Source organism: Pantoea sp. EABMAA-21, assembly GCF_030053335.1.
Taxonomy (GTDB): Bacteria; Pseudomonadota; Gammaproteobacteria; order Enterobacterales; family Enterobacteriaceae; genus Pantoea; species Pantoea communis.
In genome coordinates, this window is sequence record NZ_JASGBX010000010.1 from 77,635 (window position 1) to 101,705 (window position 24,071).

18 protein-coding genes and 1 riboswitch are annotated in these 24,071 nt (G+C 57.3%); of the genes, 10 read left to right on the forward strand and 8 right to left on the reverse strand.

What is annotated here, in order from left to right; genetic code table 11:
- Nucleotides 1–16 precede the first annotated feature (16 nt).
- The 4 genes from fes to entS all read left to right on the forward strand — a co-directional run bounded on the left by fes (nt 17) and on the right by entS (nt 11,327).
- Nucleotides 17–1,348: an enterochelin esterase gene (fes, locus tag QMZ65_RS15570; protein WP_283216294.1), complete on the forward strand. Its 1,332-nt coding sequence runs from the start codon at nt 17–19 to the stop codon at nt 1,346–1,348.
- Entirely contained in the window at nt 1,341–1,562 is a 222-nt protein-coding gene (locus tag QMZ65_RS15575; RefSeq protein WP_034830344.1) for an MbtH family protein, read from the forward strand. The genes fes and QMZ65_RS15575 overlap by 8 nt, the downstream gene beginning before the upstream one ends.
- A 53-nt stretch (nt 1,563–1,615) precedes the next feature.
- Nucleotides 1,616–10,000, forward strand: a complete 8,385-nt coding sequence (locus QMZ65_RS15580) for a non-ribosomal peptide synthetase (RefSeq protein WP_283216295.1) — start codon at nt 1,616–1,618, stop codon at nt 9,998–10,000.
- A gap of 70 nt (nt 10,001–10,070) precedes the next feature.
- Entirely contained in the window at nt 10,071–11,327 is a 1,257-nt protein-coding gene (entS, locus tag QMZ65_RS15585) for an enterobactin transporter EntS (RefSeq protein WP_283216296.1), read from the forward strand.
- Between the two features lie 43 nt (nt 11,328–11,370).
- Here entS and fepB read toward each other — a convergent pair whose 3' ends face one another.
- The 8 genes from fepB to QMZ65_RS15625 all read right to left on the reverse strand — a co-directional run bounded on the left by fepB (nt 11,371) and on the right by QMZ65_RS15625 (nt 17,893).
- Nucleotides 11,371–12,330: a Fe2+-enterobactin ABC transporter substrate-binding protein gene (gene fepB / locus QMZ65_RS15590; RefSeq protein ID WP_283216297.1), complete on the reverse strand. Its 960-nt coding sequence runs from the start codon at nt 12,328–12,330 to the stop codon at nt 11,371–11,373.
- Nucleotides 12,331–12,658: 328 nt separating this feature from the next.
- A complete protein-coding gene (locus QMZ65_RS15595) occupies nt 12,659–13,594 on the reverse strand; it encodes an ABC transporter substrate-binding protein (RefSeq protein ID WP_097118814.1) in 936 nt (311 codons plus the stop codon).
- Nucleotides 13,595–13,603: 9 nt separating this feature from the next.
- Nucleotides 13,604–14,338, reverse strand: a complete 735-nt coding sequence (locus tag QMZ65_RS15600) for an ABC transporter permease (RefSeq protein ID WP_283216298.1) — start codon at nt 14,336–14,338, stop codon at nt 13,604–13,606.
- Nucleotides 14,322–15,035, reverse strand: coding sequence for an ABC transporter ATP-binding protein (locus tag QMZ65_RS15605; protein WP_097118812.1), 714 nt, complete (start codon nt 15,033–15,035; stop codon nt 14,322–14,324). Before QMZ65_RS15605 ends, QMZ65_RS15600 begins: the two co-directional genes overlap by 17 nt.
- The gene (locus tag QMZ65_RS15610) at nt 15,032–15,997 is read right to left on the reverse strand and encodes a HesA/MoeB/ThiF family protein (protein ID WP_283216299.1); all 966 of its coding nucleotides are present in this window, start codon (nt 15,995–15,997) and stop codon (nt 15,032–15,034) included. The genes QMZ65_RS15605 and QMZ65_RS15610 overlap by 4 nt, the downstream gene beginning before the upstream one ends.
- Nucleotides 15,998–16,005: 8 nt before the next feature.
- Nucleotides 16,006–16,764, reverse strand: a complete 759-nt coding sequence (locus QMZ65_RS15615) for a thiazole synthase (RefSeq protein WP_283216300.1) — start codon at nt 16,762–16,764, stop codon at nt 16,006–16,008.
- Nucleotides 16,765–16,767: 3 nt separating this feature from the next.
- Entirely contained in the window at nt 16,768–16,965 is a 198-nt protein-coding gene (thiS, locus tag QMZ65_RS15620; RefSeq protein WP_034830370.1) for a sulfur carrier protein ThiS, read from the reverse strand.
- Nucleotides 16,949–17,893: an FAD-dependent oxidoreductase gene (locus QMZ65_RS15625; RefSeq protein ID WP_283216301.1), complete on the reverse strand. Its 945-nt coding sequence runs from the start codon at nt 17,891–17,893 to the stop codon at nt 16,949–16,951. The genes thiS and QMZ65_RS15625 overlap by 17 nt, the downstream gene beginning before the upstream one ends.
- 115 nt (nt 17,894–18,008) lie before the next feature.
- Nucleotides 18,009–18,128: riboswitch (TPP riboswitch) on the reverse strand.
- Between the two features lie 177 nt (nt 18,129–18,305).
- On the opposite strand from QMZ65_RS15625, the gene QMZ65_RS15630 reads away from it, so the two are divergent.
- From QMZ65_RS15630 to QMZ65_RS15655, 6 genes are all read left to right on the forward strand, one after another.
- Nucleotides 18,306–18,743 (forward strand): 6,7-dimethyl-8-ribityllumazine synthase, encoded by a 438-nt coding sequence (locus QMZ65_RS15630; RefSeq protein ID WP_034830445.1) that lies wholly within the window; start codon nt 18,306–18,308, stop codon nt 18,741–18,743.
- Between the two features lie 276 nt (nt 18,744–19,019).
- Nucleotides 19,020–19,889, forward strand: a complete 870-nt coding sequence (locus QMZ65_RS15635) for a metal ABC transporter substrate-binding protein (protein WP_283216354.1) — start codon at nt 19,020–19,022, stop codon at nt 19,887–19,889.
- Nucleotides 19,886–20,671, forward strand: a complete 786-nt coding sequence (locus QMZ65_RS15640; RefSeq protein WP_160834095.1) for a manganese/iron ABC transporter ATP-binding protein — start codon at nt 19,886–19,888, stop codon at nt 20,669–20,671. Before QMZ65_RS15635 ends, QMZ65_RS15640 begins: the two co-directional genes overlap by 4 nt.
- Nucleotides 20,655–21,518, forward strand: coding sequence for an iron/manganese ABC transporter permease subunit SitC (gene sitC / locus QMZ65_RS15645; protein ID WP_097118805.1), 864 nt, complete (start codon nt 20,655–20,657; stop codon nt 21,516–21,518). Before QMZ65_RS15640 ends, sitC begins: the two co-directional genes overlap by 17 nt.
- Nucleotides 21,511–22,356 (forward strand): metal ABC transporter permease, encoded by an 846-nt coding sequence (locus tag QMZ65_RS15650; RefSeq protein WP_283216302.1) that lies wholly within the window; start codon nt 21,511–21,513, stop codon nt 22,354–22,356. Before sitC ends, QMZ65_RS15650 begins: the two co-directional genes overlap by 8 nt.
- 256 nt (nt 22,357–22,612) lie before the next feature.
- Nucleotides 22,613–23,986, forward strand: a complete 1,374-nt coding sequence (locus tag QMZ65_RS15655; RefSeq protein WP_202404588.1) for a Fic family protein — start codon at nt 22,613–22,615, stop codon at nt 23,984–23,986.
- Nucleotides 23,987–24,071 lie beyond the last annotated feature (85 nt).

Genomic DNA, 24,071 nt, shown 5'->3' on the forward strand with positions numbered 1-24,071 from the left:
CAGTGACGCAGAACTAATGACGCAAATCTGGTTGCCCACTGGAACAGTTACCCAGTGGTTACAGCAGGACGATCTCGGCAGCCATCGCTGGTGGGAACAGCTTCATCAGGCGGGTACGCCGGTGATTGAGCATGAGGCTGATGGCGAAACGCACATGCATTTCTTCTGGCGCGATCCCGAGGGCCGTTCCGAGTCATCGTCTACAAAAAGGGTCTATGTCGATATAAACGGCGTCACCGACCATCACAGCCAGGCCCCCGAATCCCTGGTTCGCGTCGGCAACAGTGATGTCTGGCATTGGTCGACGCAGATCGAATCTGACTGGCGTGGCAGCTATAGCCTGATCCCGGTGACGGATGACCATATGCCCCCGCTGTTCTGCGGCAGTGACGAAACCTGCCGGGTGCTGCAACGCAAGTGGTGGATCTCGCTGATGCCGCTGGCGATCCCCGACATGCTGAATCCTTCGCCCCCGTTTCTGAGCAGCCGCCGCTTTGCGCTGAGTAATGCGCATATGCCCGAGGCGCCTGATCAATCCGCCTGGCAACAGCTGGATGCCGGTTTAGCCGAAACCTGGCCGGATGGCCTGCAAACTTTGCAGTGGCACAGCGATCTGCTCAATGTCACGCGTCACGTCTGGCTTTACACCACCGGACAGACTGCGCAACCGGATCAGCGCCCGCTGGCGATTCTGCTGGATGGGCAGAATTGGGTATACGGACAGCCGATTTTCAGCGCCCTCGATCAGGTCACCGATGCCGGCGAACTGCCGCCTGCCTGTTGGTTGTTTATCGACGTAATCGATAGCCAGCATCGCGAGGTTGAGCTGCCCTGCAACGAAACCTTCTGGCAGGCGGTGCAACAGGAACTGTTGCCGCTGGCCCGTCAGCATGCCGCGTTCAGCAGCGATGGCTGCCGCACGCTGGTGGCGGGGCAAAGCTATGGTGGCCTCGCGGCGCTCTATGCTGGCCTGCATTGGCCAGAGCGTTTTGGCCGCATCCTCACGCAATCCGGCTCGTTCTGGTGGCCGCATCTGCAATACATCCGCGATTACGCTAACCGTGAACGGCACGCTCCGGGTCTGCTGTTGCAGCGCTTACAGGACAACGCCCTGCCCGCTGGCAAGTTGAAGATTTTCCAGGAAGTCGGCGATCGCGAGCAGGACATGTTGTTCGTGAATCAACAAATACGTCCCGCACTCGAAGCCGCTGGACATGAACTGTTTTTCCGCTGCTACGCCGGAGGGCACGACGCGCTGTGCTGGCGCGGCGGCTTGATCGACGGCTGCCGCTGGCTGCTGGCCGATCTTCTCTCTGACCCAACCTCAAAAGGTAACCACCATGTCTGAACAACAAAATCCGTTTGATAACGACGCGCTCGATTTTCTGGTGCTGATCAACGCGCGCCAACAGTACAGCCTGTGGCCCGCATTTGCTCAGGTGCCTGCGGGCTGGCAAAACGTGGCGGGTCCGCTGCCGCGTGCCGCAGCGATTGAGTACATCGAAACACACTGGCAGGACATGCGACCAGCGACGCAACAGACGTCGTCCAGCGCACATTGATTTTTCGCTTTTTAACTTTTCCTTTTTCGATTTTTTTAGACGGGAACATTCCTTTGGCATCGTTAATCACGCATTCACCTGCGTATCCTTTGGTGGCGGCTCAGCCCGGCATCTGGATCGCTGACGCTATTGCGCAGCAGCGCAATCAATTTACCGTGGCGCACTACAGCGTGCTGCACGGCGACATCAACCGCGCCGCCCTGGACAGCGCCATCCGCCAGACGATGGCGGAAGCCGATACCGTGCAGGCACGCTTTGGCCTCGATGAAAACGGGAATCCCGCGCAATGGTTTGGCGCGCAGGCACTGGTGCTGCCGGAGTGGCATGACTTCAGCCAGCGCGCGGACGCCACCGGTCAGGCGCATAAACTGATGCAGGCCGATCTGCGCGCCGAACTGGCGGCCGACGGTGATAAGCCGCTGTATCGCCACGTGTTAATGCGCGTGGGTGATGGCAGCTGGTGGTGGTATCAGCGATATCACCATCTGCTGGTTGATGGCTTCAGTTTCGAAGCGCTGACGCAGCGCGTGGCGGCCATCTATGCCGAACTGTGTCGTGGCGAAGAACCCTCACTTTCAACCTTCACGCCGTTTAGCGAGGTGATTGATGAGTATCAGCAGTGGGGAGTATCCCCGGCGTTTGCCCGTTCCGCCAGCCACTGGCAGACCTATGCGGCTGAACTACCCGAAACTTTAACGCTCTCCAGTGAAAGCGTAACGGATGCTGGCGATCGTCCGATCAGCTGCCACGTCGTGCTGCCGGAGTTGACAACGTTGCGTCAGCACGTGGCGTTCCAGGATTGCAGCGAAGGCGATATTGTCAGTGCCCTGCTGGTGGCTTATCTGGCGCGCATTAGCGGCAGCTCGCGCTTAGCGATTGGCTTTCCGTTTATGCGCCGCATGGGCTCAGCGGCACTGACGACGTTGGGGCCGGTGGTCAACGTGCTGCCGCTGATCTTCGACATCCCTCATCACACCGATTTAGCCGCGCTGCTGCAGCAGGTACAGGCGGAAATCCGCAAAGCACGCCGTCATCAGCGCTATGAAGCAGAGCAACTGCGTCGCGATCTGGGTTTGGTCGGCAGCAGCCAACAGCTTTACGGGCCGGTGATTAACGTCAAGGTCTACCATGATGATCTGCAATTCGATGGCATTCCGGCGGCGACCCACACCTTAGCCATGGGCCCGGTTGACGATATCGAGTTTGAAGTGGGCTTCCGTGATGGCGCATTGCAGTTAACGTTGGTGGCTAACCCTGCGCGCTACGACGCACAAATGTTACAGCGTCACGCAGACCGTATTCGTCATCTGCTCACGCAGTTCGCTGCACAACCCGAAGCCACTCTGGATACGCTTTCGATCATTGCTCCAGACGAACAGGCTGATTTACAGCGCTGGTCCACTGGCCCGAAAATCACCCCGCCTGCGGGGGCGACCACCATCGTGGATATGCTGCTGCAACGCACGGCACAAAGCGCTGACCTGACGGCAGTCGTCTGTGGCACACAGTCACTGACGTATCGCCAGCTGACCGACCGCGCCATGCAACTGGCACATGCCTTGATGGCGCGTGGCTTACAAGCAGACGACGTGGTGGCGATGGGTATTCCGCGCTCAGTGGATTCGCTGGTCGCCATCTTTGGTGTGCTGGCGAGCGGCGCGGCCTACATGCCGCTGGATCTTGACTACCCACGCGAACGTCTGGCACTAATGTGTGACGATGCGCAACCCGCATTATTGCTGACTCACTCCACGACACTGGCGCAGATGCCGGCCCTTCCCGCGCTGTGCATCGATCAGCTGGAGAGCGAACTGGCGGCACAGCCGACCAGCGTACCGAGCACTCTGCTGTGCGGCGACGATCTTGCCTATATGATTTACACCTCCGGATCCACCGGCCGGCCAAAAGGCGTGATGAGCACACATCAGGGATTGCTGAATCTGTTCCTGTCACATCGCGAACATCTGTTTGGACCGGCGATTGACCGCTTCCACGCCAGCAACCCGCGCCGCATGCGCGCCGGTCATACCGCGTCGTTCTCATTCGACTCTTCGTGGGAACCGCTGTTCTGCATGCTGATGGGCTGCGAGCTGAATATCTTCGACGAAGAACTACGTCGCGATGCCTGGGGTTTGATTCAGCAGATGAACGCGGTGCCGGTCGATCTGCTGGACATCACGCCGTCATTCTTCTCTCAGATGATCGACAGCGGATTACTGGAAGCGGAAAACCACCGCCCTGCGTTTGTCATGATTGGCGGTGAAGCGGCCACGCCGACGTTGTGGAAACTGATGCAGCAACAGCATCAGATGGAAATCCACAATTACTACGGCCCGTCTGAGTACACCATTGATACCCTCGGTGCCAGCGTGCTGGCTTCTCCGCAGCCGGTAATTGGCCGCCCGGTGGGTAACAGCCAGGTTTATCTGCTCGACAGCCAGCTGCGTCCAGTACCGATTGGCTGCACCGGCGAACTCTACATCTCCGGAACCGGCATTGCGCGCGGCTATCTGCGCCGCCCGGATCTGACAGCCGCGCGCTTTGTGGCTAACCCCTTCCGCGAAGGCGAGGTGATGTATCGCAGCGGCGATGTGATGCGCTGGCGTCAGGATGGTCAACTGGCGTTTATCGGACGCGTGGATCACCAGATCAAAGTGCGCGGTTTCCGCGTCGAACTCGGTGAAATCGAAAACGCGCTGGTGGCGCTGCCCGAAGTCAGTACCGCAGTGGTGATTGCCGAAGTGATGGGCGCCACGCACCGTCTGATTGGCTACTGCTCGGTGCAGGATGATGCCTTGCGCGCCGATCCGCAAATCAGCAACCGCTTGCTGGCGCAGTTGGGTAGCCAGTTGCCGGACTATATGCTGCCAGCCGTGCTGATGGTGCTGGATGATCTACCACTGAATGTGAATGGCAAAATCGACCGCCAGGCACTGCCGAAACCCCATCAGGCTCAGCAACAGCAAAGCCGCGCGGCGCGCACCCCGCAGGAAGCGTTAATTTGCCAGGCGATGGCCAGCCTGCTCGGGCTGGAGAGCGTCGGCGCAGAAGATGACTTCTTCTCACTCGGTGGTGACAGTATTTCGGCAATGGGCCTCAGCACCGCCGCTCGCCGCGCTGGTTATATGCTTCGCCCACGTGACATTTTTGCCGAACGCACCGCCGCACGTATGGCGCAAGATCTCGCCCCTCTAACGCAACACACTCAACATGCCCGCGTGTCGCAACAGGGCGCGATTGGTGGTCTGCCGATTCTGCACTGGTTCCATGCGCAGGCGGGCATTAACGCGCGCTTCGCCCACGGCGTGCTGCTGTCGGTGCCGCCAGAGCTGCAACTCGCGCAGCTGGAACAGCTGATTGAACAGCTTACCAACACGCATCCAGCCCTCAACGCCTTCACGCGTGATAAGCAGTTAGTGGTGGGCGAATCGCTCTCTGCGCGCCCTGCGCGTTGTCGTGTTATCGAAGTGTCAGCATATGACCAGGCCGCCGATCAGGCCTTCCGTGACGATGCAGCACGCCTCGATCCGGCGACAGGATCATTGCTACAGGCAACCCTGCTCCAGACACAAGGTGCAAGCTGCGGATTGGTGTTAACGCTGCACCATCTGGTGGTGGATGGCGTGTCATGGCGAGTATTGCTGGATGAACTGCAACAGGCCGGTGATGCACTGCTAAGCGGTGCACCGATCACCTTGCCTGCCGAAGAGACCTCACTGCATGACTGGTCCGCTACGCTGCTGGCTAACCTGGCATCACGCGCCAGCGAAATGCCGTTCTGGCAACGCATGCTGGAACAGCCGCTGCCGGCGCTGGGTGAGCGAGCCTTAACGGGTAACGAACGTGTCTTGCATCAGCGCACCCTGCTGGATGTGGCCACCAGCTCTGCCTTGCTGAATACCCTGCCGCAGCAGTTCCGTGCCACCAGCGAAGAGTTACTGCTGACGCTGCTCTCACTGGCGCTGCGCAGCATGAACGGCAGTGCGTCACAACGCGTTACGCTGGAGTCACACGGCCGTGCCGAGTTGCACGATCATCAGGATCTGGCGCGCACGGTGGGCTGGCTGACAGCGGAGTTTCCTCTGCTGCTCGCCCTGCCTGCTTCGGCCGACCTCAATGACAGCGTGCGCGCGGTGAAATCCGCGCTGCGTGCCGTGCCGGATCGCGGCATCGGTTATGGCCAACTGCGCTGGCTGGATGCCCACCGTGGCATTACATTGGCGAAACTGGCCGCCGACCATGCGCCACAGGTGCTGTTCAATTATCTCGGCCGCTTCACTCAATCCGCCGGTCACTGGCAGCCTCAGCGGACCGCGCAGCAGTTCCGCGACACTTTTGCGGTGATTCAGGACGATGCCATGCCGTTACAGCACGCACTGGAACTCAACGTGTTTGTTGATGACCAGCAGCTGGCGCTGAACTGGAGCTGGGCGGAGGGCGTCTTGCATGCCGATCAGATTGAGCAACTGCATCAGGCCATCGCTCTGGGTGCGCAACAGCTTTACCACTTCGCAGAGCAACAGCCACAGCAGGCCGCCAACACGCTGGTCGCTGCGGAAATCAATCTTGAAGGCGTTGATGATGCGCTGCTGCAACGTTTGCGCGCACGTCACGGGGCCTTTAGCCACGTCTTGCCGCTGCTGCCGTTGCAGAAAGGATTACTGTTCCACGCGCAGACCAGTGGCGCGCAAGGCAGCTATAACTCACTGACGCGATTAACCCTCAGCGGTGATGTGTCGGTAGCATCGGTGCAGCAGGCGCTCAATCAGGTGTTGCAGCGCCATCCGCAGCTCGCCGCCAGGTTTGATAGCGAACTCAGTCTGCAACCCTTGCAGTTGCTGCCGGAAGGCGATCTGCATTGGCCGCTACAGGTGCTGGAAGTCGAGGATATTGACGCCACTGAACATCAGGCGCTGTCACAGGATCTGTTCCGGCAGCCGGTGATGTTGCAGGCGACGCTAATCCCGCATCGCCATGAAGCACGCTGGACGCTGCTGCTCAATGCGCATCATCTGGTGGTGGATGGCTGGTCAACGCCGGTGATTTTAAACGATTTACTTAGCGCATTGCGTCAACAGCCGCTGGCCGCCCAACGCACCCATTATGCCGACATCGTGCGCCAGCTTAGCCAGCGTGATGAGCATCAGGCTCACCAGCAGTGGCAAGAGTGCCTGCGCGACGTGCGGCCCACATTGCTATATCCCAATGCCGCCGAGAGTGCTGTTCAGGAAAAACGCATTACGCTGGACGCCTCGCTGGAGCGCGAACTCTATGCGCTGTGCCGCACTCGCGGATTGACCCTCAACACCGTGATGCAGGGCCTGTGGGGCATGATGTTGTCGATTGCCAGTGGTCAGCAGGACGTGATATTTGGCGCGCCGGTTTCAGGTCGTTTCGGCCAGATTGAAGGGATCGATCAACATGTCGGTCTGTTCAGTAACACGCTGCCGGTGCGCGTGCGGTTTGATACTCAACGCCCGTTGCTGGAGCAGTTAGCCGCGCACCAAAATCGTCAGATCCAGCTGATTGAGCAGGATTGCCTTGGACTGGCTGAAATCCAACAGCTGGCGGGTGCGGGTACGCTATTTGATACCCTGCTGGTGGTGGAGAACTATCCTGATAATCAGACATTACTCGACGCCAACGCGAAGGTGCGCTGCGACGCGATCCACAACCGCGGCTATACCCATTATCCGTTGACGCTGCTGGTGCTGCCGGGTGAACAGTTGACGCTATTAATGGAATACCGCGCTTGCGTCACCGATGCCGACCGTCTGGCTGAACGCCTGTTGCTGCTGTTACAGCAGCTGGTGACCACACCAGATCTGCCGTTAACGCAGTGGCGTTTGCAAACCCTCGCCGAGCAATCGCTGCTCGAGTGGGTCAATAACACCGGCGTGCAGCTGGAAAATGAAACCCTACAACAAGCCATCGCCCAGCAAGCCGCACGCACACCGGACGCGCTGGCGCTGTGTGATGTTGAGCATCAGCTCTGCTACCGCGAGATGCAGCGTCAGGCCACATTGCTGGCCGATCGACTGATCGAAGCGGGCGTGATGCCAGGCGATATCGTTGCCGTTGCCTTGCCGCGTTCGGTTCGCCTGAGTATTGCCCTTACCGCCATCTTGCAGGCAGGCGCAGCCTGGTTACCACTGGACATTGGCTATCCCGATGAACGTCTGGCGTACATGGTGGACGATGCACGACCGTGGGTGGTGATCACCGAGTCGGCCTTGGAAAGTCGATTCGCCAACTTTGGCACTCTGATGATGTTCGATCGCCTTGCCAGCGCACAGACTGTGGCACGTCATCCATTGCCTAAACCCGATGCGCAGCGCCCGGCTTATGTGCTTTACACATCAGGATCAACCGGCAAGCCGAAAGGCGTGGTGGTCAATCAACGCGCCATCGTTAACCGCTTACGCTGGATGCAGGCCAGCTATCCACTGCGCAGCGACGATGTGGTGTTGCAGAAAACGCCGTGCAGCTTTGATGTTTCGGTGTGGGAGTTCTTCTGGCCATTGATGACCGGCGCACAGCTAATGATGGCGCCACCGGATGCCCATCGCGATCCACAGGCGCTGTGGCAGTTAATTGACGATTATCAGGTCACCACCCTGCACTTCGTTCCGTCGATGCTGGCCGCCTTTGTCGGGCATGTCAGTGCGCAAACCGATCTCGCCTGCGCTTCACTGCGCCGCGTATTTTGCAGCGGAGAAGCGCTGGCCTGCGATCTGGCGCGCAGCTATCAGCAGGTGATCGCGGCTCCGCTGCATAATCTGTACGGCCCGACCGAAGCCGCCGTGGATGTCACCTGGCAACCGGCCAGCGGTAACGCGCTCGAAGGTCTGAATGGCCCCGGCGTGCCGATTGGTCGTCCGGTGTGGAACACCCAACTGCATATCCTCGATAACCTGCTGCGCCCGGTGCCAGTTGGCGTGCCGGGCGATCTCTATCTCAGCGGCATCCAGCTGGCGGATGGCTATTTGCATCGCGCCGATCTCACCGCGCAACGCTTTATTGCCGCCCCATTTGCCGATGGCGAACGTATGTACCGCACCGGTGACATCGCCTGCTGGCGCGAGGATGGTGCCGTGGAGTATTTGGGCCGCAGCGACGATCAGCTGAAGATGCGCGGGCAGCGCATTGAACCGGGTGAAATTGAGCAGGCGCTGGTGGCATTGCCGGGCGTGGCGCAAGCAGTCGTGGCTGCGCGCAATTTGACACAACAGGCGGCGGCGGGCGTCGATAATCGCCAGCTGCTCGGCTGGCTGGTAGCACAACCTGGCGTGGTACTGGATATCGATCAAATTAAACAGCAGTTGAGCACCCGCCTGCCTGCCCATATGCAGCCGGTGAGCTATCTGCTGCTGGACGATTTGCCCCTCAGCGCCAACGGCAAACTGGATCGTAAAGCCCTGCCGATGCCGCAACGCAGCACGCAGGCTGGCCGTCTGCCGGAAACGCCTCACGAGCAGATGCTGGCAGAACTGTTCCAGCAGCTACTGGGATGTGAGCAGGTGTATGCCGACGACGATTTCTTCGCACTGGGCGGTCATTCACTGCTGGCGATGCGACTGGCAGCAGAAATGCGCCGCCGTGTAGCGCAGCCGGTGAGTGTCGGACAGATCATCGCCGCACGCAGCGTGGAGAAACTGGCAGCGCTGTTATCAGGCGATGCCAGCGACAGCAGCGGCAACGGGGAACTGCTGCCACTGCGTGCCGGTCAGGGGCCGACGCTGTTCTGCATCCATCCGGCATCAGGGTTCGCCTGGCAGTACAGCGCGCTGCTGCACTATCTCGACGGCGATTTCCCGATTGTGGGGCTGCAATCACCGCGCCCGGCGGGTGTTATCGCAGCCTGTACAAGTGTAGAAGCCATGTGCGATCGCCATCTGGCTGTGATTCGCGAGCAGCAGCCGCATGGGCCTTATTTTCTGCTGGGCTACTCGTTGGGCGGCACGCTGGCACAAGGCATTGCGGCGCGCCTGCAGGCCAATGGCGAAAGCGTGGCCTTCCTTGGTCTGCTGGATACTTACCCGGCCGAAGGACAGGACTGGCGCACGCCCGATGCTGAAGAGGCGGAGCAGGAAGTGGCGCGGGAACAGGCCGAGTTTATGGCTGCTACTGAAGATGAGCGCGATTCCCTGTTACGTGCCGAGAAAGCCGCGATGTTTAGCACCATCGTCGCCAACTACAAGGACGCAGTCGCACGGCTGGCGGAAGCGCGTACGCCGCGTTATGCCGGTAAAGCCACGCTGTTTATGGCGGAGAAAACCCTGCCTGCCGACATGGATGTGCCGGCGACCTGGAAACCGTTTGTTTCAGACCTGGAAATCTGGCCGCTGGATTGCGAGCACGCTGACATTTTGTCTGCCACCTCGCTGAAAGTGCTGGGTCCGCTGATCAATCGTTTGTTATCTGAGAGTCGCTCATAACACCCGGCCTTTGGCCACTTAATGTGGGCGCACTGATGTGCGCCCCTGCTCGTTTTAACAATGGATATTTATGGCTAAGCCTTCAATTCTTCTAGATTTCAGCCTGCTGAAAAACAACGCCGCGTTTCGCGCTATCTTCTGCGCCCGCATGCTATCCGTATTTGCGCTGGGCATGCTGGCAGTGGGCGTGCCGATCCAGATTCAGGCCATGACCGGCTCGACCTTGCAGGTCGGCGTCGCCGTGATGCTGGATGGTATCGGCATGTTTATTGGCCTGCTGCTCGGGGGCGTGCTGGCGGATCGTTATGATCGCCGCAAGCTGATCCTGTTTGCGCGTGGCACCTGTGGTATCGGTTTTGTGTTGCTGAGCCTGAACGCGTTTAGTCCTGCCCCTTCATTGTGGGCGCTCTATTTGCTCGCCTTCTGGGACGGATTTTTTGGTGCGCTGGGCATGACAGCGCTGATGGCGGTGATTCCGTTAATTGTGGGACGCGAGCATCTGGCGGAAGCCGGTGCGCTGAGCATGTTAACCGTGCGACTGGGGGCGATCTTGTCTCCGGCGCTGGGTGGCATGATCATCGTGGCGGCGGGCGTCGGCTGGGCCTTTGCCGTGGCCGCCCTCGGCACCTTAGCGACGCTGATCCCGCTGGTGCGGTTGCCCGCGATGAAACCGGAGCAGCAGGAGCCTGAACACCCTTTGCGCGCGCTCGCCAGCGGCATTCAGTTTGTCTGCCGGCATAATGTGGTGGGTGCCGCCGTACTGGTCGGCTTGCTAGTGAGTATGGTGGGCGCGGTACGCATCCTGTTCCCGGCGCTGGCGCAAGCATGGCAGGTTGATGCCTCAGCGCTCGGGCTGATGTATTCCGCCGTGCCGCTGGGTGCGATGATCGGCGCATTCACCAGCGGCTGGGTGCGACAGTTGTCACGACCAGGCCTGGTGTTGCTGGTTAGTGCACTGGCTGCCTTCGGTTGCATCGCTTCTTTGGGGCTGTATAGCCAACTGATTCCGGCGTTGCTGGCATTGGTGGCTTATGGCTACAGCAATGCTATCGCTTCCCTGCTGCAATTTATTTTGATTCAGCACCACACGCCAGATGCCCTATTGGGTCGGGTCAACAGCCTGGGCACCGCGCAGGATGTGAGTGGCGATTCGCTGGGTGCATTAGGACTCGGCGCGTTGGCACGTGCATTCAGCGCGCTCAACAGCGTGCTGTGGTTCGGCGGCGTGGCGGCGGGTTTACTGCTGCTGGTCGCGCTGGCCGCACGCGGTTTGCGCTCGGCACAGCTGCAGCAAGAACCACCGGCCACTGAGCAAGCCGCTGCTTAGTGCACAAACTGCCGTTCTATACTGCTGAGTATATTGCTGCCGATTAGTGCACGAACTGCCGTTCAATGCTGTTGAGCATATTGCTGGCACTGTAGTAATCGAGGCGGAAAGTATCGTTACCCATGGCAAAAATGTCGTGATGCTGCACAGCGGGTAAATGCGCGAGGAACGGATTCTTCGCTACCTGCGGCACCGTTTTTTCATCGGCGGCGAACAGCAACAGCGTATTGCCGGTGACGCCATCCGCCATCGTTTCGCCATTGAGTTGGATGATGTCGTTGCGTTTGCCCATGCTGGTACTGCCCTGCAAGTTGGCAGACGGCATCGCCAGCGTAAAGCCCAACGCTTTCAGTAATTCTCCCTGCGCCGAAGCCGGCGTCCACACATTCATGCCCCGCCCATCTTCGTAATAGACAATCGCCGAGGTGGGCTGTGGCGGCAGGGTAATTTTGCTGCGCAGTGTCTCGACGCGTTGGTCAAACTTTGCAATCACCTGCTTCGCCTCCGCTTCGTGACCGGTGATATTGCCAAGCTGTAACGCCAGCGCCTGCCAGCTCTTATCGCCGTAATCAACCACCAGCACGGGCGCGATGGTTTTCAGCTGATCGTAGAGTTTCAGCGCAGAGTCTCCACCGGTAGCCGCGATAACGATCAGGTCTGGTGCCTCCGCGGCTATCGCTTCCGCGTTGGGCTGGGAAACATAGAGCGGCTTGACGTGACGTGCTTTGGCGACCTCCCCCCACTGGGTAAAGAAGCCCTGGGCATCGGACACACTGCTGTTGCGACTGGTGGCGCCAGACCCAATCAGCGGCGCGTTAATCGCCAGTAAGGTGCCGCTCAACGTCACGCTGGTGGAGACAATGCGCTGCGGTGGCTGCTGTAAGGTGAACGGGCCTTGCGGAGTGGGTATGGTGCGAGGCCAGCTGGCTGAATTTTCAGCGGCGGTAGCCTGGTTAAACACGGAAATGAGGCAGAAGAGTAAAGCCAGAACGGGCAGACGCATCAGGTTATCCATCACTTGATAATTGAGAATGGATATCATTATCAAAATAAAGATGGGGTGCAAGAGGATTTGGCGGCCAGGGGCTGAGGAAAGTTGCCGAGGAGTGGTTGGTGATTGGTGAAATTTGATGCTGGAGCGCGGATGAAGATTGAGTGGTCGTGCCGAATGGGCTAGTGGTTGCGTTCTGCGATCTGCGATCTGCGTTCTGCGTTCTGCGTTCTGCGTTCTGCGTTCTGCGTTCTGCGTTCTGCGTTCTGCAGGTTAGAGCATAAAGGATGAAAGATGAAAGTGTGTTGCGGGCCAGCTAATTAACCAGCCCGCAAGGCGATTACTGCTCCAGCGAGTAGCGCGTCATCGGCGCCACATCTTTGATCAGCCCGTTGGCTTTCATATATTCACCAAACGCCTGATACCTTGCTTTATCAAAGGTGGCGCTGTGCCCATCAAACAGCGGCAATGTCGCTTCCCAGGCCTGATGATTGAGTTTGGTGTTCAGCTCAGGATACTGCTTAATAAACGCCTTCCAGGCTTCTTCCGGATGCGCACGCAACCACACCACACCCGCGTCCAGACCGCGTAAGAATGCCGGAATACGCTTGTCCTGGGCGGCGCTCTTGTTGTTCGCCAGAATGATCAGCTCATCATAAGCGGGCACACCATAATCTTCGGGTTTAAACACCACCGGCTTCGCGCCCTTATCCTGCAAATCGATCAGCTCGTAATTGCGGAAAATGGTCATCGCGCCATCGATTTTGTGCGTCAGCAGCGCCGAAGTGGAATCCATATTCAGGCTGATTAATTTCACCGAATTGACATCCACGCCCTGCGATTTCAGCATATTGCGGATCGCCACATCTTCCGATCCTGGCACCGCGTAACCCAGCGTTTTACCCGCTAAATCTTTGAGCGAATGGATATCGCTGGACACGGTGGTCAGCGTATTCAGCGGCTGACCAATCAGCGTGCCCACGCGGATCACCGGAACATCCTTCTCTACCAGCGTGTAAAGCTGTGGCTGGTAGCTGATTGCCAGATCGGCCTTGCCTGCCGCCAGCAGCAGCGGCACCGACGCCGAATCAGCCGGGGCGATCATCTCGACATCCAGCCCTTCCTTCTTGAAAGCGCCGCTGTACTGCGCGGCAAAAATGGCTGCATGGTTAGGGTTCACAAACCAGTCGAGCAGCAGGCGAACTTTTTGTTCGGCGTGCGCGCTGGTGGTCGCCAGCAGCAGCAAAGCGGTAATCGCGTTACGTAGGGTGTTCAAGGGACGTCCTTATGTTGAGTGCCAGAGGAATTTTTTACGCAGCAATGCGACGCCGCCGGAGAGCAGCAGCGCCAGCATCAATAACAGCAACAAAGCAGCAAAGCTGGTGGCCGTTTCCAGCCGAGCGTTGGATTGCATCATCAGATAGCCCAGCCCTTTGCTGGCACCGACCCATTCGCCAATCACCACCCCAATCGGGGCCAGCACCACCGCCATCTGCAAACCGGAAAAGAACTGCGGGAGCGCTGCGAGCCAGCGCACGTGCCAGAAAATCCGCGCACGTGAAGGATTCAGCGTGCCCGCCAGTTCCAGCCAGCCGGAGGGCGTACGGCACAGGCCATCAAATAGCGACAGACACAGCGGGAAGAAAACGATTAACGCCGCGACTACCACCTTGGAGGCGATGCCAAATCCCAGCCACAACACCAGCAGTGGCGCCAGCGCAAACACCGGAATCGCCTGGCTGGCGGTCACGAGCGGAAACAGCACGCGACGCAGCGTCTGGCTGCCTGCCATCAGGACCGCCAGCGTCACGCCCGTCCCAACGCCCAGCAGCAGCGCCAGCACAATCTCTGCCAGGGTAAACAGCGCGTGATGCGCCAGCAGCCTGCGATGCAGCCATAATGCCTCCAACACCGCCAGTGGCGAAGGCAGCAAAAAGTCAGGCACGCCATGGTGCCGCGCCAGCAGCCAGCCACACAGCAGCACCGCGATCAGATAGATCGCGCTAAACAGTTTTTTCATCTTGATTCAGTCGGGAAAAGAGTTCGCCCTGCGCCTGTAGCAGGCGAGGATCATCAAGGGATCGGGGAGCATCACCCGCAGGCACCGGCCAGCTTTCAACCGCTAACGGCTGGCCATGCAACAGCACGATGTCATCGGCCATACGGCAGGCTTCAAGCGGATCGTGCGTAACCAGCAGCACCGTTTTGCCCTTGAGCAGCATGGCAGTCAGGGTTTGCAGACTGAGTTTGGTCATCACATCCAGCGTGGCGAAGGGCTCATCCATCAGCACCACTTCGCGTTGGGCATACAGTGTACGTGCCAGTGCCACACGCTGCCTCATCCCGCCTGAAAGCTTATCCGGTGAGGCTTGCGCCACCTCACTCAGCTTCACCTGCTTAAGCAGCGCCAACGCACGCGCGCGGTCCGGTTTTTCACCGTTGAGCCGAGCGGAAAGCATCACGTTTTCCAGCACCGTCAGCCACGGATACAACAAATCCTGTTGCCCCATCCACGCCACTTTGCCCGGTAAGCCACTGATTTCGCCCTGTTGCGGCTGCAGCAAACCCGCCACCAGCCGCAATAAAGTACTTTTCCCAATGCCGCTACGCCCTAATAGCACCGTGGTTTTACCGCCGCGCAGTTGCAGATTGAGTTGCTGGCACAGCGCCTGTTCGCCCCAGCTAAAGGTGATGTCATTAAATCCGATCGGATTCATAGTCGCTTTGCCGCCAACATTGCCAGACGGGTAAACCCTCGCGCTTCCAACACCGAGGCCGCCTGCGCCGCGCGAATGCCGCTGGCACATACCAGCACGATGCGCCGATCCTGCGGCGGCTGCCAATCGACTAGGGCGTGCGGCAGAATGCGTTCGACAATGTTCGCTACACTGACGGGGGCTTCTTCCACACTGCGCAACTCGACAATGCAATCATCTTTCGTCAGCAGTTGCTCATCGATAAAGGGCACGCTGTTTTCTGGCTCTTCCGCGCCGTCAAAACGAAATGCGCGCATATGCCAGTTGATGAAGTCACAGTTGATCACACTGCCGAGGGGTGAAGGTTGCAGATCCAACAGCACGCTGAGTGCCATCTGCGCCTGCATTGCACCCAAAGTCGCCACTGCCGGTCCCATCACGCCTGCGGTGTTACAGTTGGCTGCGGAGGCGGGCAAGCGTGGAAACAGTGCCCGATAGCTCGGCGCGCTGCCGCAGAAGCCACCGACGTAGCCCTGACGACCTAATACTGATGCACTGATCAAAGGAATCTGCGTTGCCAGACAGGCGTCGGAGAGTTGATAGGTCACCGCGAAGTTATCAGCGGCATCAATCACCAGATCGATATCCGTGAGGAGGTGCGGCAGATCGCTGGCGCCGATAGCCCGTGGCACCACCTCTATCTGCACCTCGGGATTACGTTGCAACAGCGCCTGTTGCGCACGTGCTGCCTTGCTGTGACCGATGTCCTGCATCGTAAACAGCGTCTGGCGATGAAGATTGTGTAAGGCCACTTCATCGTCGTCACACAGGCGGATAAAACCGACGCCTGCGCCAACCAGCTGCGGCAGTAATGTAGCGCCCAACCCGCCTGCCCCCACCACCAGGACGCGCGCATCCACCAGCTTTTGCTGACCTTCGACACCGATTTCCGGCAGCATCATCTGCCGTTGATAGCGATCCATGGGGCTCCTTAACTCAAACTCGCCAGACCGAAGATCGGTGTTGAAGCTGCCGCCATATCGCGCTTCTCCATCAAACCAGCACTGCGTGCGGCCTGCCCCGCTTCAATCGCCAGACGGAAACCGTTCGCCATGCCAACCGGATCGCCGGCTTTCGCCACAGCGGTATTGAGCAGGATGCCATCGAAGCCCATCTCCATCGCCTGTGCGGCCTGTGATGGCGCACCGATGCCTGCATCAATTATCAACGGGATGTCGCTGAACCATGCCCGCATCGCGCGTAATCCTTCAATGTTGCGCAGGCCCTGCCCGGAACCGATCGGCGCACCCCACGGCATCAGCAGTTCACAACCGGCTTCCAGCAGCTTCTCACCGACGATCAAATCTTCGGTGGTGTACGGGAAGACCTGAAAACCATCCGCACACAGGATGCGTGCCGCTTCAACCAGCGCAAAAGGATCGGGTTGGAGCGTGTCGGCATGACCAATTACCTCCAGTTTGATCCACGAGGTTTTAAACAGCTCGCGCGCCATCTGCGCGGTGGTTACCGCCTCTTTCACCGTGTGGCAGCCTGCGGTATTCGGTAGCACGCGAATGTCCAGCCCGGTCAGCATCTCGCGAAAAGCCGCACCCGCCGCGCCTTCACGACGCAAACTCACAGTGATGATTTCCGTGCCAGAGGCGGCAATGGCCTGTTGCAGAATCGCCGGTGATGGATAGCCCGCGGTGCCAAGCAGAAAACGTGACTGGGGAGTGAAATCGTAAAACATGTTTCAACCTCCCTGCATCGGGGACAAGACTTCCAACTGACAGCCCTCTTCCAGCTGCTGGCTGCTGTACTGACTTTTAGGTACAAAGTTGCCGTTGAAAGCGCTGGCAACGCAGGCGGCATCAATTTGCTGCTCGATCAGCAATTCGCTGAGCGTGCTGGCCTCAGTGCGGATCGCCCGGCCGTTAAGCTGAATATTCATAGGATTGTTCCCCGAAAAGGCGCTGCATCAGTTGTTCTGCCATCATTGGCGCCAGCAGAAAACCGTGGCGATACATGCCGTTAAGATAGTAAGTGTCGTTTTGATAATGGATTTCCGGCAGGTTGGCCGGATAAGCAGGACGTAAACCGCTGCCGCTTTCCACCACGCGGGCTTCGGCAAGAGCAGGATGAATGGCGTATGCCGCGCTGAGCAGTTCCATCAAGGCGCGTGCGCTGATCGCGCTGTCATCGTCACTTTCCACCATCGTGGCACCCAGCATGAAATGGCCGTTACTGCGCGGCACCAGATAGCACGGAAAGCGCGGATGCAACAGACGAATCGGACGCGAGAACTGCACCTCTTCGCTGTGCAGAATCACCATCTCGCCACGCACCGCACGCAGACGCGGAAGGTCGGCTTTGGCATGCATGCCACGACAATCAATCACCCGACCCGAAGGGTGTTGTGCATCAAAACGCACGCCGCGCTGTAACAGCTTTTCGCGCATTTCGGTGAGCGCCAGGCGCGGGTCGAGATGCGCCTCCTCGGCAAAAAACAGCCCACGCGCAAAACGCCCGGCCAGCAGAGGTTCAAGCTCACCGGGATCGACCCATTGGTGCTGTTCGGTCATGCGTGCGAAGCGAGTCAGTTCCTGGCTATCGCGCGGTGGCGCTACCACCAGCGTTCCCTGATGTGCCACGCTGCTGACACGCTGTTGCCACCAGCCAGCAGCGTGTTGACCGAGAGAGATCACTTCCTGCGGTGCACTTTCGGATTCGCACCAGGGTGCAAGCATGCCGCCAGCAAACCAGGAAGCAGGCTGGCGGGAGTCGTCGCCAATGACGTCGACCTCTTCGCCGCGTTCAGCCAGCAGCGTCGCCACGCAGAGACCAGCCACGCCGCAGCCTAATACCGTCCAGCGGCTCACAGCAGGTTATCCGGGATATAAAGGGAATTCACATCGGCCTCTCAGTGTTGACTGAGACCCGCAGATACAGGAGGAGGGAAAGGGCGCGAGCGATCCTCTGCGCCAGACAACACCTGAGCGGTGCTGTCAGTCTTCCTACGCCAGTATCAACTGGGTCAGGTTCAAAGGGTCGCTAAGCCGCGCATTGCGCTTTTAGCCTCTCAGTCTCTCTGGCGAGACTCCCCCGACGCGTCTATTTGTATTGCAGGTGCAGGTCGCCGTCAAGCACGGATTGCCGCAGACAGCCATCACATCATCGCATGGCATTTATCGCTACGTGCACGTTCTGGATCGAAAACGTAACATATGGTATACAAAGGCATTATTGCTACTTTTCAAGCGCAAAGAAATTACAGGTGATGTTGGACTCATTATGAAAAATATTAGAATTGCCTTTATTAAAGCCGGTTGGCACAAAGAGATTGTGCATAATGCTTTGGTGGGTTTTGAGCAAGAATTAAAAGCACAGAACGTTGAAGCGGAATTAAAAGTGCTGGAAGTGCCGGGCGCATTTGAAATGCCGCTGCTGGCAAAACGCTTAGCGGAAACCGGTAAATACGACGCGATTGTAGCGGCTGCGCTGGTGGTGGATGGCGGTATCTATCGTCACGATTTCGTTGCTGCAGCCGTGGTTGATGGCCTGATGAACGTTCAGCTGACCACCAATGTGCCAGTATTCTCTGTCTCACTGACGCCGCACAATTTCCAGCCGGTCGATGTGCTGGAAAACTTCTATACCGAACATTTTATTAAGAAAGGCAAAGAGGCCGCGCGTGCTGCGCTGGCGATTCATAATTTGTCGATCGATTAATTCCCTCTCAGGAACACTTCATTATTCGTGGTGAAGTGTTCTTGCTCTCAATAATACCTCCCTGCCCTTAAGAACAATATGTTCTACGTTATTTCAAAAATCGCATAAGCCACTTTCTTTATTCCCCTCGGCTACTTCAACTTACGTAAATTTTTGTCGTAAACAGCAAAAGGTGTACAAAAACACTTCACATTCATAGCATTCACTATAATGTATAGCACAGGCTATAATTCTCAGGGGATGATTATGTTGATCAGGCACGTTGTATCGGTTGTGATGCTTACGCTCGCGATGAGCACTTCGGCGTTTGCTGCCGACAAACTCAAAGTGGTCACTACTTTCACGGTGATCGCAGACATGGCAAAGAACGTCGCAGGTGATGCCGCCGAAGTGACATCCATCACCAAGCCCGGTGCGGAGATCCATGAATACCAACCAACCCCCGGCGATATTCGTCGCGCGCAGGGTGCCGATTTAATCCTGGTAAACGGTTTTAATCTGGAACTGTGGTTTAGCCGCTTCTACCAGCGCCTGAAAAGCGTGCCGGAAGTTACGGTGACAGAAGGCATTGAACCCCTGGGCATCACCGAAGGCCCCTACAACGGCAAACCCAACCCGCATGCCTGGATGTCTCCAGACAATGCGCTGATTTACGTCGATAACATCCGTAACGCACTGCAAAGATACGATCCTGCCAATGCCGCCGTTTATCAGGCCAATGCGGATCGCTATAAAACGCAAATCCAGCAAACCCTGGCGCCGATGCGCGCGGAGATTGAAAAACTGCCGGAAAACCAGCGCTGGCTGGTGACCAGTGAGGGCGCTTTTTCCTATCTGGCACGTGATTTGGGTCTGAAAGAGCTTTACCTGTGGCCGATCAATGCCGATCAGCAAGGCACACCGCAACAGGTGCGCAAAGTGATTGATGCGGTGAGAGCCAACCACATCCCGACTATCTTCAGCGAAAGCACCATCTCCGCCAAACCGGCCCAACAGGTCGCGCGTGAAGCGGGTATTCACTACGGCGGCGTGCTGTATGTTGACTCTCTCAGCAACAGTGACGGGCCGGTTCCGACCTACCTTGATCTGCTGCGCGTGACCACCGATACCGTAGCCAAAGGCATCACCGCCGGGAGCCAAAAATGACCCTAAACGTGCAGGATGTTAGCGTCACCTACCGCAACGGTCACACTGCGCTGCGTCAGGCATCTTTCTCCGTGCCAGCGGGCAGCATCGCCGCGCTGGTGGGCGTCAACGGCTCCGGGAAATCCACACTGTTTAAGGCGATTATGGGCTTCGTGCCGCTTTCGACGGGTCAGGTCACGCTGGCAGAGATGCCCGCGAAGCGTGCGCTGAAACACAATATCGTCTCCTATGTGCCACAGTCGGAAGAAGTGGACTGGAGCTTCCCGGTGCTGGTGGAAGATGTGGTGATGATGGGCCGCTACGGCTATATGAACATGCTGCGTATCCCGCGTGCGGAGGACAAACGCCGCGTGGATGAGGCGCTGGCACGCGTTGGGATGAGTGATTACCGCCATCGTCAGATTGGTGAACTCTCCGGCGGGCAGAAAAAACGTGTTTTCCTGGCACGTGCGCTGGCGCAGAGTGGGCAAATCATCCTGCTGGATGAGCCTTTCACCGGCGTCGATGTCAAAACTGAAGCGGCGATCATCGCCCTGTTGCAGGAGCTGCGCGATGAGGGCCGCACCATGCTGGTCTCCACGCACGACCTCAACACCATTCCTGATTACTGCGACCGCTGCGTGCTGGTGAAAAACACCGTACTAGCCAGCGGCGAGCTGCGCGGCACCTTTACCGCCGCCAATCTGGCACGCACCTTTGACGGTGAGGTACAGCAGCGCAATGCCGCACTGTTGCAGAAGATAGCCGCGCAACCGGGGGCGGATCATGTCGTGGATTATTGAGCCGTTTGGCTATCAATACATGCTGAATGCGATGTGGATCGCCGCGCTGGTCGGGGCGATTTGCGCGTTTCTTTCCTGCTTTCTGATGCTGAAAGGCTGGTCGCTGATTGGTGATGCGCTGTCACATTCGATAGTGCCGGGCGTAGCTGGCGCGTACATGCTGGGGTTGCCCTTCTCACTCGGTGCCTTTCTCTCCGGCGGACTGGCGGCAGGCAGCATGCTATTCCTTAACCAGCGCACGCGCCTGAAAGAGGATGCGATCATCGGACTGATCTTCTCCTCCTTCTTCGGCATCGGGCTCTTTCTGGTGTCGCTCAATCCGACGTCGGTCAATATTCAAACCATCGTACTGGGCAACATCCTCGCGGTGGCGCCCGCCGATATCTGGCAGCTCGGCACCATCGGCGTGGTGACGCTGACGTTATTGCTGCTTAAGTGGAAAGATTTGATGGTGACGTTCTTTGATGAAAGCCACGCGCGCTCACTTGGGCTGAATACCACCGGCTTAAAGATCCTGTTCTTTACCCTGCTCGCTGCCTCCACCGTCGCCGCATTGCAAACCGTTGGCGCCTTTATGGTGATTTGTTTGGTGGTGACACCCGGCGCCACCGCTTATCTGCTCACCGATCGCTTCCCGCGTTTGTTGATGATTGCCGTGGCTATCGGCAGCATCACTAGCTTCCTTGGCGCGTGGAGCAGCTATTTCCTTGATGGTGCCACTGGCGGCGTGATCGTGGTGGCGCAGACTCTGGTGTTCCTGTTGGCGTTCGTCTTTGCGCCTAAACATGGCGTGCTGGCGGCCCGGCGACGCGCTCGTCTGGCGCAGGAGATCAACCTCAATGATTGAAATACTGCTGAGTCCTTTCGAATTCGAATTTATGAATATGGCGCTGATCATCACGCTGATTTTGTCGCTGCCGTGCGCCATGCTGTCCGCATTTTTAGTGTTAAAAGGCTGGTCACTGCTCGGCGATGCCATGAGTCACGCGGTATTTCCCGGCGTGGTGCTGGCGTGGTGGATCGGCTTTCCTTTTGCGATTGGCGCTTTTATCGCGGGCATGCTGTGCGCGCTCGCCACCGGTTTTATCAGCCAGAACAGCCGCATCAAGCCTGATACCGTGATGGGCATTGTGTTTTCGGGGATGTTTGGTGCCGGACTGGTGCTCTACCTAAAACTGAAACCGGAAGTCCATCTCGACCACATTCTGTTCGGCGATATGCTGGGTATTGGCTGGGCGGATATCGCACAAACCGCCGCCATTGCGCTGCTGGTGGTGCTGGTGCTAAGTGTGAAATGGCGCGATCTGTTGCTGCATGCCTTTGACCCACAACAGGCGCGCGCCTGTGGCATCAACGCTAATGTGATGCATTATGGGCTGCTGTGTTTAATTGCGCTCACCATCGTTGCCGCGCTGAAATCGGTGGGAGTGATTTTGTCGATCGCCATGCTGATCGCGCCAGGAGCGATCGCACTGCTACTGGCGCGGCGATTCTTACAGGTCATGCTGCTGGCGGCGCTGATTGCCATCCTGACTGGATTTTGCGGAGTGTACGCGTCGTTCTTCCTCGATAGCGCGCCGGGCCCCACCATCGTGGTGCTGTATAGCCTGTTATTTGTGGTGACGTTTGTGAGTGTGAGCTGGCGCGAGAGAGCGAATGGTCGCGGGTTAGCGGCTATCAAATAAAGTGATTCCGGGCCGCAAATTTCAAGATTGGGCCATAAATTTAATTTATTGGGCCGATAATGAGTAAAATGGGCTGTAAAATATTTATAATGGACCGTAAATGTTTAGTGTGGGCCATAAATATCGATATCATGGACCATTAACGTTCAATATGGGCCACAAATCTACCTGGTCTTAAGCTTTCAGCGAGTGCAAAGCACGGGCCAGGTAGATTTCTGATTTATGGATTTTAAGCTAATCCCAGAGGCATACGATTTTGATCCAGCCAACCTCCCCAGATGATCTTTCAAACCTTCAACACCAAATTCTCTCAACTATCGCAAGTGCCGAGTCTTCGCTTAGTTCCGGTGACCTCGCGGGCCGGCTTGGTGTGGGTCGTTCTACGATCAAACGGCATATCGAGGTTTTGCTTGGTCAAAGCAAAATTACCCGGCACGGCGTAGGACGGGGGACTCGGTATACCGCGCTGGCGCCCTTGAACAAGCTACCCCAATACGGTTCATCGGTGACGGAGAAGACCCCTGAATATCATTCCTCTTCCCTCACTACAGCTCAATCATTGCATCAATATCTAAATTTACCTCTGTCAGTCAGGGATATTTCCGGGTATGACCGAAGCTTCGTGGACAATTATATTCCGAACGAAACGTTCCTACTGCCTCAGACGCTAGCCCTGGCCTTGATGAATGAAGGAAAAATGGCAGGGCAACAACCCGCAGGTACCTACGCGCGAAAAGTTCTGGAGCAATTGCTCATTGATTTGTCCTGGTCATCTTCTCAACTTGAAGGAAACCGATATTCATTGCTGGCCACCGAAGAACTGTTCAAAAGTGGCGCGGCATCAAATGATTTAGATGCCGTCATGCTGCTTAATCATAAACAGGCAATAGAGTTTTTGGTCGATGCAGTCCCTGAATCTGGATTAACTGGGCCGGTAATCAGCAACTTACATGCTTTATTGATGCATGATTTATTGTCAAATTCTGACGAGTTGGGAGCGATCAGACGCAAAATCGTGAATATTTCGGGAACGACCTACACTCCACTACAGGCACCGTTCCTGTTACAAGAAATGTTCGACATCATTATCAAAAAATCACGGCTGATTAATAATCCTGTGGAGTCAGCCTTTTTCCTGTGGGTCAATATCGCTTATCTGCAACCCTTTGAAGACGGGAATAAAAGAACCAGCAGGCTGGCCGCAAATATTCCACTCATGATCTACAATAGTGCTCCACTCTCCTTTCTTGATGCTGATGTCACAAGCTATGCCTACGCGATGATGGGGATTTATGAAAAACGTGACGTGACTTTAGCCGTTGAGTTGTTCGAACATTTATATCGTCGTTCAATCAAACGCTATGCCGTCACACTGGAAGCCATGGGCGTTCCGGATCCGTTTAGACTTCGTCACAGAGAAGATTTAAACACCACTATTCGCTTAATCGTTGCAGAGGGTCAGAATATTGACTCTGCGATGCAGGTAATTGATCTTGCTCCTGAAGACAGAGCGCGATTCATGCAGCTTTTACAGAACGAGCTACGCATATTGAGTACGTTAAATTGTGCCCGATATCGTCTATCAATATCGCTAACGGAGCAGTGGATCCGTCAGGGGCGGCCAGGTTAGTAGTGAGGCCGACATACATCGTACATACCCGTTTTTGGCTAACCCGCATCGCGGCTTAACGTTATAGTGCCCTCTCTGATGACGA

Bases quoted from the DNA above. Each gene is read 5' to 3' on its own strand.
- fes (WP_283216294.1), top strand. From the start codon at position 17: ATGACGCAAATCTGGTTGCCCACTGGAACAGTTACCCAGTGGTTACAG.
- QMZ65_RS15575 (WP_034830344.1), top strand. From the start codon at position 1,341: ATGTCTGAACAACAAAATCCGTTTGATAACGACGCGCTCGATTTTCTG.
- entS (WP_283216296.1), top strand. From the start codon at position 10,071: ATGGCTAAGCCTTCAATTCTTCTAGATTTCAGCCTGCTGAAAAACAAC.
- fepB (WP_283216297.1), bottom strand. From the start codon at position 12,330: ATGCGTCTGCCCGTTCTGGCTTTACTCTTCTGCCTCATTTCCGTGTTT.
- QMZ65_RS15600 (WP_283216298.1), bottom strand. From the start codon at position 14,338: ATGAAAAAACTGTTTAGCGCGATCTATCTGATCGCGGTGCTGCTGTGT.
- QMZ65_RS15605 (WP_097118812.1), bottom strand. From the start codon at position 15,035: ATGAATCCGATCGGATTTAATGACATCACCTTTAGCTGGGGCGAACAG.
- QMZ65_RS15610 (WP_283216299.1), bottom strand. From the start codon at position 15,997: ATGGATCGCTATCAACGGCAGATGATGCTGCCGGAAATCGGTGTCGAA.
- QMZ65_RS15615 (WP_283216300.1), bottom strand. From the start codon at position 16,764: ATGTTTTACGATTTCACTCCCCAGTCACGTTTTCTGCTTGGCACCGCG.
- thiS (WP_034830370.1), bottom strand. From the start codon at position 16,965: ATGAATATTCAGCTTAACGGCCGGGCGATCCGCACTGAGGCCAGCACG.
- QMZ65_RS15630 (WP_034830445.1), top strand. From the start codon at position 18,306: ATGAAAAATATTAGAATTGCCTTTATTAAAGCCGGTTGGCACAAAGAG.
- QMZ65_RS15635 (WP_283216354.1), top strand. From the start codon at position 19,020: ATGCTTACGCTCGCGATGAGCACTTCGGCGTTTGCTGCCGACAAACTC.
- QMZ65_RS15640 (WP_160834095.1), top strand. From the start codon at position 19,886: ATGACCCTAAACGTGCAGGATGTTAGCGTCACCTACCGCAACGGTCAC.
- sitC (WP_097118805.1), top strand. From the start codon at position 20,655: ATGTCGTGGATTATTGAGCCGTTTGGCTATCAATACATGCTGAATGCG.
- QMZ65_RS15650 (WP_283216302.1), top strand. From the start codon at position 21,511: ATGATTGAAATACTGCTGAGTCCTTTCGAATTCGAATTTATGAATATG.